Raw genomic sequence first — 15,730 nt, 5'->3', positions numbered from 1 at the left:
GGTAAATATTTGTAAAAGAAACAGCATTTATAGTTTAAAGCAAAATAGCCACAGCACTGATATGAGACCTATTAAAATGTTAAAGAAACAATGTCGGATGAATACGACTGTTGTTTCCAATCATCTTTTAAAAGGCCAAAAATACAGCGGTCAATGAAGCCGCCATTTTTGAATTTATGCTTTCTGAGTAAGCCCTCCTGTTGAAATCCTAGATTTAAATAAAGTTTATTTGCCCTTTCGTTATAGCTGTTTGTATACAAATAAATTTTATTGAGATTGAATTTATTAAATGCATAGTTTGTAGTAAATTGGGTAGAAAATTTACCAAAACCCTGGCCCTGTTTATCAGGATTAACCAGAATATAATACTCGGCCAAACCATCAGCAAAATCAATATTTGTTAACCCGGTCATAGCTACCACTTCATTTTCTTCTTCAAAAACCAAATCTATCCGCAGCTGATTACCTTTAATTCTATCATACCAACTGTCCATCTCCTCAAAAGTTAAAGGATACTGCATATTCATGTACTGGTAAACGTCAGGATGATTTAACCAGGCCAAACGGTTCTCTAAATGGGTGCTACTTAACTTCTTCACTTTCATTATTTCTAATCTTTTCATTAAAAAATTGCTCTATGGGTACAAGCGCAATGTCATCAGAAGAAAGTACTTTTTTTATAGTTTTAAATAGAATTTTGATATCAAACCATAAAGAGAGATGATCGACATAGTACACGTCTAATTCAAATTTTCTGGACCATGAAATAGCATTACGGCCATTTATTTGCGCCCAGCCGGTTATACCAGGTCTAACCTCATGCCTTCTTTTTTCAAAATCATTGTAATAATCCAGATATCTTATCAGCAATGGTCTGGGGCCAATAAGGCTCATGTCACCTTTCAGAACATTTATCAACTGGGGTATTTCGTCAAGCGATGCGTTGCGGATAAATGCCCCTATCCCGGTTAGTCTTTGGTTATCCGGCAGTAATTCACCATTGGCATCTTTTTTTTCATTCATTGATTTGAACTTGATAATTGAAAATATCTTCCCATTTTTTCCCGGTCTTTTCTGAAAAAAAAACGGTTTTCCTTCATTTACAAAATACAAACAGACAGTAATGACTAAAAAAACTGGGCTAAAAATCAATAACCCAAAAAAAGAAAAAAAGATGTCAAAGAATCGCTTGAAAAAAAATCGATACATTTTTGGGAACAATAAGCTCATATTAAAGAATTACGTCTATACGTAAAAATCTCTGAAAAACGTAAAACTTTAGTGAGCGGGTTTAATATTTATTTAAAAATAGAAAAAATAAACAGATTAACTAAGCATTATTACTTAATTTTTTTAATGTAATATTTTTAATACTCAATATCACGGCTACTCAAAACATACCTGGCACTAAAAATAAGGTTAACTGTTAAGGCAACTATGGTAAATTATAGGCCAATTTGAAATCAGGATTATTCTTGATTCCCTTCGCACAAATTTGGGTCATGGTCAGATCCGGATTATTATTGCCCTCTACAATTACTGGCCCATGGTTAGTATAGGCAATATCCCAACCTATAATTTCTTTGTCCGGAAACGCCAGTGCGGCCTCGGTTACCAGGTTAATAATAGCCCCTGGATAAGGCAGGGTACATCCTTTGAAAAGAAAACCAGTATTCGGATGCTGAAAAAATGAACGCCCTCCGCATTTGGGCAGCTGGTAGGCCACTTCGTCAAGCTCATTTTTTTGTATGTCATAATTTACAAAAATACCTCCCATGGCGCCATTATCAACAAAAGAATTCCCGGTACCCATTTTCAGGAAACTACTTAGCATAACTACTTTACCCTGACTGTAAAAAGTGCTGACTCTTAGTGTGCTTACACAATTCGGGTTGATGTTATTTAAAAGGTTATGCTGGTTAATACCAACCTCAATAATATACGCTTCATGGGAGGGCAATAATGAGAGGTTAATAGTTTGGCCCTTTTCAAATTTAAAAATGCCTTTCCCTCCAAGCCCATTTGCCTGTTTAATAAATATACTCCCGTGCTTTTCAAGCCAGCTATGAACAACGGACTGTACTTTAAATGTATCAGCTAAAGGTATCAATTCCCCGGAATCGCTGATGATTGTATTGTGCTTTATTTCTCCCAGAAATTTTACAAGGGGTAAACCCTTTTTTTGAAGGTACATTCTGAAAGCAATCTTATTGCTCAATACAGGATGATACCCATTGTGCAGATGAAATTTTTCTGGTATCGTCAATAGCTCCTCTCTACTTAAATAACCGCTTACTATACCAGAATTCTTTTTGTACATCAGGCATGTAAAATAATGGCTCATCTGGTTGTAATTGTATTGGCTCTTCAAAGCCCTGATATCTTTCAGCATTGCAAAAATCGGCTTCCGGTCAGAATCCAGCAAAAAGTAGAAAGCAAACTTAATAATTGAGTTTATATTCATACATTTTACAATGATTTTAGAACAGATTTACCTATCCGAGTTTCGAAACAATGTATTTTCTTTTACCAGAGGGTTCCATCGGAATGCTAAATTCTGTCATTATTGAAATTATGCTCTCCTTACCAAAAATCATTTTCAGTTTTTCGACCATTGCATTTTCATCAATAGTTGGTTTATCTTTTTTCTTGTAAGCTATTTTCAAGGTAAAATGCAATTCGGTTTCCTGAATGAATTGATACTGACTAATGTTATCATTCAAATTGAAGAGTTCTCGCATTAGAATTGTTACTGCATAAGGTGAAATGGTTTTGCCATCAGTGGTTTTCAGAAAGTCTAGTTTTCTGCCGCTAATTTCTGTAAGTACCCTTCTGCCATCTTCTTGTAATTGGAATCTACCTATATCTCCGGTATCGTACCTGATCATCGGCACTGCCTTGTTAAACAAATCGGTAACTACAATACGGGCTTCTTCCCCCGCAGAGGCAGGTGCATCCGAATCAGTTTTCAGGAACTCAAAATAATAACTGGCCTCATTGAGACAAAAAAAATCTCCTCCGGTTGCAGGCTGTTGCGCAAGAATACCGTTTTCCTGATTAGAATATCTTGAAATAACCGGGCATTTGAATAGCTCAAGCATTTTACGCCTGGTGTCGGCTGGTAGCTCTTCTGCACCAGTAAAAATTGCCTTAATATTCCATCTGTATTCACCTGGGCTGATATGATTCATTAAACTTACAAATGAAGAGGCATAAGACAATAACACCTTCGAATTGGTATCGGCAAGCATGGTTTTAACAAAATTCCGGGCTCCGCTATCGTCAATTTCAGAGGTATCAAACATACGGAAATTCTCTTTGAGCTGTGTCCAACTGCTTCTTTGATTCAAGTCATTCCAGATTCTCATTGAGTAGATTCTGTCTCCGGGATGATAACCACCGAGCTCGTAAAAATAAAGCAGATCTGCCTTATTTCTTGCGGCTTTATCAGAATCCTGAAAAATCTTGAACGGAATACCACTTGACCCACTGGTAGACATTTTTTTCAATCTGTCTTTCAGATTCAGATACTGGCGAGAGAACATTGAATCCATGTTGTCTTGAAAATCCTTTTTCTTCAAAACAGGAAACGATTCAATGCTTTGATGGTTAAAACGACTGTAAAAAGGAGAGTTAGCGGCGGCATACGACAATATTGACGATAACCTTCTATTCTTTATTACTTCGAACAAAGGTTCATTTTTATTAATATCTCTTACCTCTCTAAAGTGCTTGTAAACGGGTGAGCCCCTCAGAAAATCTGAAATCCAAAAAATATAATACCTTATGTCTTTCATTATTAACAAGCAGGAAATTTAATTGCCTCAGGTTTTTGAAGCCCGGCTAAACTAACAACACCAACCACACGCGCTAAATTTTAGAAATAATGTACTTTCTTTTTCCTGACTTCTCAGACGGTATTTCGTCTGCTCTGATAATTTCAATTACACTTTGCTGGCCAAAAATATCTCTTAGTTTTGTTTCCAGGTCTTTGGCAATGGTTGTAATGTCTTCTCCACCTGCATATTTCAAAATCATTTTAAAAGCGGTGAGGCTCTCCTGAATAAATTGAAATTGGACGATATGGTTATATTCCCACATCAGATTGGTAATTACATGCGGAGAGAGCATTTTACCATCATTCGTTTTTAAAAAATCAGTATACCGGCCATTTATTTCAGATAAAATTCTTTTGCCCTCTTGATCAATACGAAAAACACCGATATCACCGGTATCATATCTGATTATTGGCATTGCCTTGTTAAATAAATCTGTAATGACAATCCTTGCTTTTTCTCCTTCTTCTGCGTTTTCGTCTGACCCAATCTTTAAAAACTCGAAATGATAACTGCCCTCGTTTAACCTGAAAAAGTTTTCTCCGGTAATAGGTTGCTGCCCTAAAATCCCGCATTCCTGATTTGAATACCTTGACATAATAGGACACCGGAATGTCTCCTGCATCTGCTTCTTTATATTCACCGGTAACTCCTCAGCGCCAGTAAAAAAAGCTTTAATACGCCAATTTATGTTAACATTTCTGATATTGGCCATAAGTGCATGGATAGTTGAGGCATATGCTAAAAGTACTTTTGGCCTTGTGTCTGCAACCATGCTCTCTGTAAATTGATTTGCGCCTTCAATATCCAGATTTATCAGATTAAATTCTTTCAGATTTTCAAAAAATCGGTTAAGTGCCGATTTCCGGTTCAGTTTTGTCCATGTGCGCATGAAATAAAACCTGTCTCCGATATCATAACCACCAATTTTGTAAAAGAACAATAAATCGGCCTTATTTCTTCTGACTTTTTCGATGTTCTGATATACCTTAAGCGGGGTACCCGTTGAACCACTGGTGGTCATGGTTTTAAGAGATTCCTTAATATCGGCATATTCTCTTGAAAACAAGGCCTCAATGTTACGCACAATACTTTGTTTGGTAAGTACCGGATAAGTGCCTAAATCCTGGGCATCACAATCTTTATAAAATGCGGTGTTTTGAGTAGCGTAAGTTAATAAATCAAATAGTCTATTGTTTTTTTGCTTTACCGACCCAGGTTCGCTTTTATAGATGCTCTCAATTTCTTTATAGTGTTTCCTGATTTTTGAACCTTTTAAGTAATCGGCCAACCAGAAAATGTAGTAGCGTATGTTTTTCACTTTAAAACTAATTTCAGATATTTTTACTAGCCAGAGCAGAATTATATTCGTTTAAAACTGCATTCCACACTAATTGTCTGTCATATTTTTCAATTATATTCTTTCTGCTGTTGAAGGCCATTTCAGTTCTGGCATCTTTGTTTTTAAACAAATAAAGCATGTTTTCCAGCAGTAATTCAGTGTCACTTTTGGGTACAATTATTCCGTTATACCCGGTTGTTATTATTTCATTGCTTCCGCTAATATCTGTTACAATACTGGGTAAAGACATGGCTCCGGCTTCAAGAACTACGTTAGGGAAACCCTCTCTGTAACTCGGAAAAACAAGGCAATCTGATATAGCATAATAAGGTCTTACATCTGACTGGGCACCTGTAAATATAATCTGTTGATTATCTTCTATTTCCGTAACTGTTTCAGGCAATAAGGGATCAAGATGCTGCTCATAATATCCGACCAGAAGTAACTTTAACCTATTTGCCTGCTCTTTTTCAACCATCGACAGCAGGTTTTTAAATGCCGCGACCAGTTCATTGATTCCTTTGTCTCTTACCAGCCGGCCAACAAAAACAAATACAAAGTCGTCCTGATTTATGTTTAGTGATTGTCTTAGTTCCTGTTTTTGAAGGTCTGAATAAGCCGCGGGGTCGTAGTAATTAAAATCTATTCCATTAATATTACCATTTGCTAATACTTTTAATGGTTTTGTGGTGATTCCGAAATTGATTAAGTCTTTTTTTACTCCCTCACCTTCTGGAAATACATCAGTAGCAGCCCAGCACAAAAGCTGATCCATTTTTATAAGCAACTTTTGCAAACGCCCTTTTTTAGACGGAAAAATAAGACCCGTAAAAGTGTGCATCCTGATTGGCACACCAGCCAATTTGGCAGCAAGCATAGATAGCAAACCGGCTTTAGGTGTAATAGAATGAACAATTTGTGGTTTTTCTTTTTTAAATAGCAGGTAGAGCTTTATTAATGAAATAAAATCATTTACCGGGGATATCTGCCTCTGCATCTCTAATGCAAAGGTACGCACACCTTCTGTTTCTTTTACATGCTCAAGCGATTTGCCATTGCCTGACACCGCTATCACATCAAAATACTGGTTCAAAAAAGCCAATTGTCCTTTCAATAATGCACGAAGCGAACCTGGCACGGTACTGGTTCTAATTACTTTTCTTTTTGATATTTCCATAAATCAAATCAATATTGGCCTCTGGTTCCTTTTTCCAAAATTCTACTTTATGATTCGATGAAAAAGAAGTGCCATTGAATATACGTATTTTTCCTGCAGGTGTAAACTTATTGTGAGCATTATTAATGTTTATGCCTACAAAACGTGTGGAGTGCTCATCAACGAAGTTATTCAGTTCAATATCCACGGGGTGCGGGTATTGGTAGGTGTCTGAGTTAAATGAACCCAGGTTTATATTAAAAGCCGCATTTTTATTGTTATAAGAATACAGATTTCTGAACTTAACATTTTGGAGGTATTCACCAGACAAGCTGGGTTCAACATCTACCCCGCACTCTGGCAAGGTGCCATTTGTATTACTTAATAATACATTATGAATGCTTGCATTAATTGCAGAAGTAACAGATATTGCATTTCTCCTGGCATTATCGATCCAGACGTTTCTTACTGTTACATTCTTTGAAACACCATTGCTTTCAGAACCTATGAACAATCCGTCTCCCCATGTATTATAAATATGGGTATTCTCTATGTAAATATTGGTTCCGTTAAGAATGGCTATACCTGCACTCCATTCCCCTTTCTGTCCTTCCAGATTTTTACTTCCTTTAATTTTTGCGTTATAAATTCTCACATTAGACACATCGTAAATCTTTAGAATATCGTCTAATCTTGATGTTGCCTGGCTTACAAACTCAATCAGTGTATTTTTACTAAAATACAGGGTTCTTCCTGATGGAATCAACAGCCCCGGCTTTTCAATTCTTAAAACTGTATCAGCCAATAAAACAGATGTGTGCCTGTTGAGAATATCTTGTATATATGCCGTTAAATTGGGCTGATTTTTAAGCTCTTGATTAGTAATGCGATACGTATTTGCAGGAACACTGAATTTAGCATCAGGGTTGAAATATCTTCTGGAAAGATTCTCAGGCACAGCTTTTACCTCAAATATATCTATTGAAAAAACGAAACTACAAAATGCTATAATTAAGACGCTAAGAGTGTAAATAGTTTTCATAGTGTTTCCTTTCTTCAAAGTTAACCTTGTTTCTTCTGGCTATAAGCCATTGTTCTTTATTGAAAACATTAAATAACCGATACACCATTCCTACAAAAGCATTCTTGATAAAAAACTTTTGCCATTTGGTATTTCCATTGTATTTTTCAAGTATTTTAAATCTACTTCTTCCAATCAGAACATACTTTTTAAAATAGTTTTCGCCAACTTCCCTGTAAAAGAACAGAGGCTGGGTAATGATCATAAAATTAGATTTTCCGGCCGTTCTGAACCAAAGTTCCACATCCTCAAGCCTTATGGCATCCGGGTCATACGGATTAGCCCTGAACCATTCAGATTTACCCATGATTGTCGGGTGAATAAATGACCTGACTTTTCTAATGTAATTAATCTCATGGTATTCATTACGCATCCCTAACACTATATTAGAGGCATCAATGGTGTATGCATTTGTACCCAATACATCAATTTCAGGATGGGCTTCAAGTACATCTACTTGCTTTTGAAGTTTTTCAGGATGCATGATATCATCTGAGTCCATCCTGCAGTAGTACCTTGTTTTGCACAAATTTGACAGCTGATTCAAACGCGCTACTAATCCTTCATTTTCTCCGGTTAAATAAGTTATCCGTTTATCAAACAGAAAACCCTTTATAATCTCTTCTGTGTTATCAACCGAGCCATCATTAATAATAATCAAGCGCCATCGGGTAAAAGTCTGATTTATTACTGACTGAATGGCGAACTTCAAATATTTAGAATCGTTATATACCGGTAACCCTACAGTAACTAAAGCTTCAGCTTGCCCGGTAAAATTATCCTCCATTTCAAATTGTCCTTTTTAATTTCCACTTACTAAATAAAACTGAAAAAAAACATAAATGACAAATAAAGTAGCTACGCCTGCTGTTGCAAGTCTGAATGCGTTCTTTTCTGAAAACAGAGGCGCCATTAAAAAAGGAATACAAACCCAGGATATAACACCCCATCTGTCTGAATACGGAATTTGAAACGTAAAAAAGAAAAAGACACTCGTGAGTATATAATAAATAAAAATAAGCTTGTAAGGCTCAGACTTTTCTTTGAGTGTTCTATATATAAACATAAAAATTACAAGAAAAAAAGTATTAAACAAAACAAAAGTAGGCCTGAACCCAACTGTATAAACCACGCTTTCATTGGTAAGATATGAAGAACGCCGGTCGTCAACAAGTAATAATCCAATAATGGGTTCCAGCTGCATTATTCCTATATTAAGTGCGGCCGCAACAATAACCAATAAATAAGTCAGGTAAAAATATATGAGATTTATTCTTCGTAATAATATACTCAGCAAAAAGATAAAAACTGCCACAATTAGGGTTGAGTGTATACCCAGCGAACAAATTGCAAAGAAGAAAACCAGTTTTTTATTGCCAGGATTTAAAGCGTAGTTAACAATTGCAAGCATTAAAAATCCTAAGGCGGTGCCTTGCCTTATTATGTTCGTTCCTAAACTATAGAAGAAATAAAAGCTAAATAAAGAGAAACATACCAAAAACCAGTTGGCCTGATAATAGTTAGATAAACTCTTTAATGCAAGAGAAAACGTAACCATAAAGGTAAATGCCATAAACAAAAAGAAAACCGTTGAATTATTACTTACCAGATACAGGCACTTGTTAATATATGGCATCAGGAAATCGAAGCCATATTCAACTTTTTCAGGATTTGTATATTGCCAGTCATATAACCAAGTATCGGTTCCAATCTCCAAATCTCTGAATCCAAATATCAGAATAAAGAAAAGCAGAATAAAGATATTAAAAATGTATAATTCACCTTTTATTCTTTTTCTCAGAAAGTCGAGACACAACGCATTCACGAGCGCCAGAATGCTCATAAATAAGTAGACTCCCGAAATCCATAATTGATAATTCTCCATCACAATATCAATAAACGCAGATTCTAAATTTAAGAATAGGCAAACAATATTTAAATCATTTTATTCAGCGTTTCTGCCTGAGCTTTAGAATAATTAGATTGAAACCATAATTGATTTCTGCCTTTCTAAAACCTAGTAATACAGTTGTAAATAAACAAATTGCAAAATTCAATATTAAGCGAAAAAAAGACTCAGCATCCAAAACCGCATTATTAAACCAGTATAGCAAAGTTACGGAACATATTACAACAGTTGCAATGCGTAAGATGACTTTGAGTAAAAAATGACGAATCTGAAACTGATAATAAACCACTTTTTTCAGGTATAAAACATAAAAAACAAAGAAAACAGCCTCAATAATTATCTTAATTATAAACGGAGTTGTTTCAGGATATCCGGCTTTCAAAAGATAGTATCCTACAATCAGGCCAATTATATTTAAGGTACCACAGGTAAAACTCATCCATTTCATTTTTTCAGAGGCCTCAATAGTCATCAAAACGGGGTAAGTAACTACACTGATAAGAACTGCGCAAATGCCTAGTTTAAAAAATGGCACAGCAAAACCAGGAACGTTGCCAAGCCACAGCGAAAAAACGAAATCTGCATTAAAAATAACCGGTACACAAACTACATACAGCAAGAAAAAACCTATTCGTGTACCCTGATCAATAATTGCATTTAGCTTTTTGAACTCTTTGGTAACAAAACTTTGTGTTGTCTGCGGTCTGATAGCCGAAGTAAAATTATTTACAAATGCGGCTATTCCACCCTGAGCCTGGTTGGCAATAGCAACAGACGAGTTAATTATTACACCATAAAACAAATTAAGATTGACCTTAACACCTTGAACCAGCAGAATTTCACTGAATTTCTTGTAGAGGTCCCATCCAAAGAAGGTCCTCATTTTTTTTACTATATCTTTATTGCCAACAGCTGTTGTTCTTGTTTCCTGAAATTCATTATGGCAGTAATTCCTGTAAATCAATCTGATTACAACGCCAACCGAGAAAACCAAACCACCGTAAATAGCAACCTTATATTGAATGTTGCTCACCCATAAAAGTGCAAAGGGTACCAATAGCTTTAGCAGGGCTTCTAGAACCGAAATGTAAGCAAATGCTAACATTTTTTCTCTGGCCAGAATGATTGACTGATACGGAATCTGGGTTACCAGAAACATAAGACTTAACGTTGAAAACTGAAAGAGAATATTTGCCTCAAGCAATTTTGAATCAGATATATTTAGTCGGTAGTTCAAGAACCAAATGCCCAGGGTTTCAGATGCTAAAAAAAGAATTAATGCAAACTGACGGTGCAGATATAATGCACTACCGAAAACATCTTTCAGGTGAGCACTATTATTCTCAGAAAGAGCCAGATTAAAAAAACGTGTAGAGGTGACCATCAAAGAACTTTGCAAAAAGCTAAAAACCATAACCACACCCGTTACCAAATCATACAAGCCGTAGTCTTCAAAACCTAAAACGTTGAGTGAGATTCTGGATGAGTACAAGCCCACACCCAAAGTAAAAAACATACGGATATACAGAAAGAAGGTGTTCTTTGCGATTTTTGCTGAGTTCGTCAAGCTAAAAATGAAAATTTAATGTATCAAAGTATTTCACAGCACCTGGCTACAGAATAGACAGGGAAAATTCAAAACCGACTAATGCGTCAGGTTTGTGAGGGTACAATATTACAACATTTACCCGAATTGAGTATAATATCAATGTTAATTTAGCTACCACATTTATAAAAAGCGGATCCGGATTGGTCTAAATGCGGCACATAACAACCTGTGAATGAGTATGATAAATTTGTATATGAAAAAAATTAAGATGGGGCTCAATTATTGTATGCCCCTAAATGATAAAGCATACTGAACATTTATGAATCATGACGGCAAAAAAACAAGGTTCTGAAACTGGATTTATGTAGATTTGCAGCAATTTGTAACAAGGGCAATTAGCCTCAGGCTTTTGTTTCCCCTTCGGGCATTGTTATGTTTTTAAAGTACGCTTATATTTCAACTACACAATCAAATGTTTAAGAAAGTTCTCCTGTTTTTCATCATAGTTTTACCTTTTGCCTGCGTTTATGCCCAAACCACCCAGACCATTCGTGGAAGAATAATCGACACCAATACTGAACAACCTTTGGCTGCAGCCAGTGTAACCTTAAAAAACACAAAACAGGGTACCCAGACAGACGAAAACGGATACTTCAGACTTGAGAAAGTGCAGGTAGGGCGCTATCAGATAGAAATCAGTTCAGTTGGTTACGAAATGCAAACCATCTCTGAAATACTGGTTGAATCTGGTAAAGAAATTGTGCTTGAAATACGCTTGCAAGAGGCCACCAAACTATTGGGTGAAGCACAGGTAAAGGCACCATCAAATAACCTATCAGGCTCGCTTACAAGCATACACACGATTACAACAGAGCAGATTTTCCGCTATCCGGGTACATACCTGGACCCTGCACGTCTGGCATCTGCCTATGCGGGTGTGGCCAATTCAAATGATCAGGCCAATGGAATGGTTATTCGTGGTAACTCTCCGAATGGTATGCAATGGCGCCTGGAGGGCGTCGAAATAGTAAACCCTAACCACCTGAGTAATGCTGGCACTTTCAGCGACCGTGTTACGCAAAACTCAGGCGGAGTAAATATTCTTTCAGTACAATTACTGGGCAATATGAACTTCCTTACCGGAGCTTTTCCTGCCGAGTTTGGCAATGCACTGTCTGGTGTGATGGATATGCGCCTTAGAAAAGGAAACAACCAGAAACATGAATTTACAGCTCAGGCCGGACTAATAGGCCTTGATGTAGCTGCCGAAGGCCCATTCAGTAAAACTAAAAAAAATGGCAGTTATCTGGTTAATTACCGTTATTCATTTACAGGTCTTTTAGGATTAATGGGGGTAACGTTTGGCGGTGAAGACATCACTTTTCAGGATTTATCGTTCAATATTTCATTACCTACCACCAAAGCTGGTTCGTTTGCAATTTTTGGGATGGGCGGGCTCAGCAGTAATTATTTTGAAGGTAACCGTGATGTCTCTTTATGGGAAGTTCAGAAAGACGGCTACGATATTAATTACACCAACAAAATGGGTGCTTTGGGTGCCACGCATAGCAAAAACATTGGTAACAAACTTTTGTGGAGAACCGTATTGGTGGGCTCCGGATTAGAAAGTGTGCGCAAAGGATATATGCTCGACAAAACAACTCTTCAAAGACAGTTAACCCAATCAGACAGTGTAACCAAAAGTAGAATCTCAGTTTCCAGTGCCTTGAGCTATAAAATAAACTCAAAAAACTTATTGAAAGTCGGCGCTTTTATCACACATCAGTCTGATGCCATCTATTCACAATCGGGCAATAAAGAAGCTCTAGGCAAAGGCAACGGCTATGTGTTACAACCTTACGCAAACTGGCAACTGACACCTGTCTACAAATTAACCGCAAACATCGGTTTACATTATCTGAATTATACAGTTAACAAAACCCAATCCCTTGAACCTCGGGTTTCAGTTGGTTATCAATTAACTACCAACCAATCTTTAAGTATAGCTTACGGCCTGCACAGCCAGTTACAATTACCGCAGGTATATTTTGGTATTGACCCCAGTTCTCAAATCAATAAAAACCTTGGCCTCAATTTCACCAAAGCACATCATTATGTACTAAGCCACCAGTATTATTTTAAAAGCGGTTCTTATTTTAAAACTGAATTGTTTTATCAGAAAATATTTAATGCGCCGGTTAAGGTTTCCACAATGCAGTCAGCTCAGGAAGGAGACGGTACCTTTTCAACCTTAAATCTGGTTGAAGATTTTTCAGGAGACCCTTTGCAAAATAAAGGAACCGGCCAAAACTATGGTATTGAACTTACTTATCAGCAATATCTTACTAATGGATTTTATACCCTTGTAAACGGAACACTTTACAATGCAACATATATAGGCGGAGACGGTATAAAAAGAAATAGCCGATATAACGGCAAGCATATCTTTAACCTGACGGCAGGTAAAGAGTGGAACAGAAGTAAAAACCGCACCATTGGCGCAAGCATACGGGTAATCTGGTTAGGTGGATTTTTTGAAACACCAATTAATGAGGCACTTTCACAAAGGGATGGCCAGGCTGTTTACGAGACCAGCAAAGCTTTCACCATTAAACAACCTGATTATTTCAGACCTGATTTACGCGTTTACCTGAAAAAATCTAAACAAAAATACGCTCGCACCCTGGCATTAGACCTGCAAAATGTAGCAGGGCATCAGAACATAGCCTACAGCTATTATGATGTGTATCAGAAAAAAGTGGTGAAACAATATCAATTAGGCCTTATACCGATTCTAAGTTACCGTTGGGAATTCTGATTTACTAAAAACATGAGAAACAGTTTTTTGTTGCTTGCTATTTTACTTTTGCCGCTGTTTGCGTCTGGCCAAACCTTAATAGGTGGGCAAAGTTGTGCTATTACCAAGCAGGCAGCATTTAAAAAAAATGCTCGTATCGGTGCAACCGCTTACACTGGCGACGAAACCATTGATATTGGCTATTACAAGCTGAATCTGGATATCTCTTACGCACAAAAATACCTGAAAGGCGAGGCAGCCATCAGCTTTAAAACCGTAAAAGCCATTGGAGATTGTTTTCTTGACCTGAACAATAATATGAAGGTTGATTCAATTAAACTCGGCAGCAAAAAACTGGCTTTCAATCAGGCAGATTCCCGACTCTATATTTATTTTGATTACCCTTACGCTGAAAATGAAAACGTTACAATAATTGTTTTCTACAGAGGTTACCCGGCTAATACGGGTTTTGGTAGTTTCAGTTTTGGCACACATGGCACAATAAACCCCGCCCCTATTGTTTCTACACTCAGCGAACCTTATGGTGCGCCTGGCTGGTTTCCCTGTAAGGACACCCCGGCTGACAAAGCCGACTCTTCTGATGTTTGGGTAACTATGCCCAAAGAATTTGTATCTGTTTCAAATGGGATTCTTGAGCAGGTAACTGATAATTCAGACGGAACGCGTACCTACCAATGGAAGAACAGATACGCCATTGCCCACTATCTAATTTCTATTGCCTGTACCAACTATACAGAATACAAAAATTATTTCAGATACACGCCTGACGATTCAATGGCTGTTACGCATTATGTATATCCGGAGTATTTGTCGCCTTCCGTAAAAGAACAGCTCGACAAAACGCCTGCCATGCTGAAGATTTTCACCGAAAAATACGGGCAGTACCCCTTTATAAAAGAAAAATATGGTCATGCCCAATGCAAAATAAGCGGTGGCATGGAACACCAGACCTGCAGCTCAATGGGGAACTTTGAAAGCAGCCTTGTGGCGCATGAGCTGGCGCATCAATGGTTTGGCAATAAAATTACCTGCAAAAGCTGGGAACACATCTGGCTAAACGAAGGATTTGCCAATTTCAGCGAGTCAATTTATGCAGAGGCAACCGGTGGCAAAGCAGGTTATCAGGCAGACATCAACTCAAATATGCTTTATGCAAAAAAAGCTATTGGCAGCATCTATGTGCAGAACACCAAAGACGAAAACCAGATTTTTAACTATAACAGAACCTACGCCAAAGGTTCGGTGGTACTGCACATGCTAAGAGGAATAGTGGGCGATGATAAATTCTTTAAAATATTGCAGAATTACCTTAACTCACCGCTAGCTTATCAGTCAGCCACCACTGAAGATTTTCAGAAGATTGCCGAAAGCACCACTGGCTTAAATCTGGATTACTTTTTTAAGCAATGGATATACGGAGAGAATTTCCCGGTTTATACTTATGCCTGGGATGTCAGGCCGACTTCTGTCGGAACGACCACCTTAACCCTAAAAATAACGCAGGAAAAAAATACTACACCAGCTTATTTTACTATGCCGGTAGATATTAAAATTGTTACTGCTTCAACAGAATTTACCACTACTGTTTTTGTAGATAAAGAAACCTTTCAAATTGAAGTTCCGAATCTGAAAGGCGAGGTTCTTGAAGTTATTTTTGACCCTGAAAACAAGATTCTGAAAAATGTAAAAGAAGAAAGGCCCTCGCTTACAGGAGTAGAACCAAAGGTCGATTTTGTTGACTGGAAAATATTGCCTAACCCGGCGGCAGACGAAGTATCGGTAGATTTCTCAATCAAACAAAATACCAGTTTATCCATTTCTGTTTTTGATTCATCAGGCAAAAAAATAAAAGCCTTGCCTGATGAAAAACTAAGCGTAGGCAAGTATTCAAGAAAAATTGAGTTGCAAAACTTGCCTGCGGGCAATTATATTATCAGACTTTCCTGTGGTGGGTACTCGCAGGCAAAAGTTCTGGCTGTCAGATAACAAAACAATCAAATACCGGATTGATAAAACTATGAACCCGCGAGTTGCCTCAG

The 15,730-nt window shown here is 37.3% G+C and carries 12 protein-coding genes; 2 read left to right on the top strand and 10 right to left on the bottom strand.

Annotated features, from left to right (window positions below; translation table 11 throughout):
• Nucleotides 1-71 precede the first annotated feature (71 nt).
• From MB380_RS08375 to MB380_RS08330, 10 genes are all read right to left on the bottom strand, one after another.
• Nucleotides 72-623, bottom strand: a complete 552-nt coding sequence (locus MB380_RS08375) for a GNAT family N-acetyltransferase (RefSeq protein ID WP_253534514.1) — start codon at nucleotides 621-623, stop codon at nucleotides 72-74.
• The gene (locus tag MB380_RS08370) at nucleotides 583-1,209 is read right to left on the bottom strand and encodes a sugar transferase (RefSeq protein WP_253534512.1); all 627 of its coding nucleotides are present in this window, start codon (nucleotides 1,207-1,209) and stop codon (nucleotides 583-585) included. The genes MB380_RS08375 and MB380_RS08370 overlap by 41 nt, the downstream gene beginning before the upstream one ends.
• A gap of 226 nt (nucleotides 1,210-1,435) precedes the next feature.
• A complete protein-coding gene (locus MB380_RS08365) occupies nucleotides 1,436-2,464 on the bottom strand; it encodes a sugar-transfer associated ATP-grasp domain-containing protein (RefSeq protein WP_253534510.1) in 1,029 nt (342 codons plus the stop codon).
• 31 nt (nucleotides 2,465-2,495) lie between these two features.
• Complete coding sequence (locus MB380_RS08360; RefSeq protein ID WP_253534509.1) at nucleotides 2,496-3,797, bottom strand: hypothetical protein; 1,302 nt, start codon at nucleotides 3,795-3,797, stop codon at nucleotides 2,496-2,498.
• Nucleotides 3,798-3,870: 73 nt separating this feature from the next.
• Complete coding sequence (locus tag MB380_RS08355) at nucleotides 3,871-5,157, bottom strand: hypothetical protein (RefSeq protein ID WP_253534508.1); 1,287 nt, start codon at nucleotides 5,155-5,157, stop codon at nucleotides 3,871-3,873.
• Between the two features lie 13 nt (nucleotides 5,158-5,170).
• Nucleotides 5,171-6,355 (bottom strand): glycosyltransferase family 4 protein, encoded by a 1,185-nt coding sequence (locus MB380_RS08350; RefSeq protein ID WP_253534506.1) that lies wholly within the window; start codon nucleotides 6,353-6,355, stop codon nucleotides 5,171-5,173.
• Nucleotides 6,327-7,376: a right-handed parallel beta-helix repeat-containing protein gene (locus MB380_RS08345; RefSeq protein ID WP_253534504.1), complete on the bottom strand. Its 1,050-nt coding sequence runs from the start codon at nucleotides 7,374-7,376 to the stop codon at nucleotides 6,327-6,329. Before MB380_RS08345 ends, MB380_RS08350 begins: the two co-directional genes overlap by 29 nt.
• Complete coding sequence (locus MB380_RS08340) at nucleotides 7,354-8,202, bottom strand: glycosyltransferase (RefSeq protein ID WP_253534502.1); 849 nt, start codon at nucleotides 8,200-8,202, stop codon at nucleotides 7,354-7,356. The genes MB380_RS08345 and MB380_RS08340 overlap by 23 nt, the downstream gene beginning before the upstream one ends.
• 15 nt (nucleotides 8,203-8,217) lie before the next feature.
• Nucleotides 8,218-9,300: an EpsG family protein gene (locus MB380_RS08335; protein WP_253534500.1), complete on the bottom strand. Its 1,083-nt coding sequence runs from the start codon at nucleotides 9,298-9,300 to the stop codon at nucleotides 8,218-8,220.
• Nucleotides 9,301-9,364: 64 nt separating this feature from the next.
• Nucleotides 9,365-10,891 (bottom strand): lipopolysaccharide biosynthesis protein, encoded by a 1,527-nt coding sequence (locus tag MB380_RS08330; RefSeq protein ID WP_253534499.1) that lies wholly within the window; start codon nucleotides 10,889-10,891, stop codon nucleotides 9,365-9,367.
• Between the two features lie 454 nt (nucleotides 10,892-11,345).
• Between MB380_RS08330 and MB380_RS08325 the strand changes: the two genes are divergently transcribed.
• The gene (locus tag MB380_RS08325) at nucleotides 11,346-13,691 is read left to right on the top strand and encodes a TonB-dependent receptor (RefSeq protein WP_253534497.1); all 2,346 of its coding nucleotides are present in this window, start codon (nucleotides 11,346-11,348) and stop codon (nucleotides 13,689-13,691) included.
• Between the two features lie 12 nt (nucleotides 13,692-13,703).
• Nucleotides 13,704-15,677 carry a M1 family aminopeptidase gene (locus MB380_RS08320; protein ID WP_253534495.1) on the top strand — a complete coding sequence of 658 codons (1,974 nt, stop codon included), beginning with the start codon at nucleotides 13,704-13,706 and terminating at the stop codon, nucleotides 15,675-15,677.
• Nucleotides 15,678-15,730: the final 53 nt, after the last annotated feature.

Source organism: Emticicia sp. 21SJ11W-3 (assembly GCF_024138715.1).
Classification (GTDB): Bacteria; Bacteroidota; Bacteroidia; order Cytophagales; family Spirosomataceae; genus Emticicia; species Emticicia fluvialis.
This window is presented reverse-complemented; position numbering and strand designations above follow the sequence as displayed.

Excerpts from the sequence above, each read along its gene's own strand:
- MB380_RS08350 (WP_253534506.1), bottom strand. The coding sequence starts at position 6,355 with ATGGAAATATCAAAAAGAAAAGTAATTAGAACCAGTACCGTGCCAGGT.
- MB380_RS08340 (WP_253534502.1), bottom strand. The coding sequence starts at position 8,202 with ATGGAGGATAATTTTACCGGGCAAGCTGAAGCTTTAGTTACTGTAGGG.
- MB380_RS08345 (WP_253534504.1), bottom strand. The coding sequence starts at position 7,376 with ATGAAAACTATTTACACTCTTAGCGTCTTAATTATAGCATTTTGTAGT.
- MB380_RS08360 (WP_253534509.1), bottom strand. The coding sequence starts at position 3,797 with ATGAAAGACATAAGGTATTATATTTTTTGGATTTCAGATTTTCTGAGG.
- MB380_RS08335 (WP_253534500.1), bottom strand. The coding sequence starts at position 9,300 with ATGGAGAATTATCAATTATGGATTTCGGGAGTCTACTTATTTATGAGC.
- MB380_RS08370 (WP_253534512.1), bottom strand. The coding sequence starts at position 1,209 with ATGTATCGATTTTTTTTCAAGCGATTCTTTGACATCTTTTTTTCTTTT.
- MB380_RS08320 (WP_253534495.1), top strand. The coding sequence starts at position 13,704 with ATGAGAAACAGTTTTTTGTTGCTTGCTATTTTACTTTTGCCGCTGTTT.
- MB380_RS08325 (WP_253534497.1), top strand. The coding sequence starts at position 11,346 with ATGTTTAAGAAAGTTCTCCTGTTTTTCATCATAGTTTTACCTTTTGCC.
- MB380_RS08365 (WP_253534510.1), bottom strand. The coding sequence starts at position 2,464 with ATGAATATAAACTCAATTATTAAGTTTGCTTTCTACTTTTTGCTGGAT.
- MB380_RS08375 (WP_253534514.1), bottom strand. The coding sequence starts at position 623 with ATGAAAAGATTAGAAATAATGAAAGTGAAGAAGTTAAGTAGCACCCAT.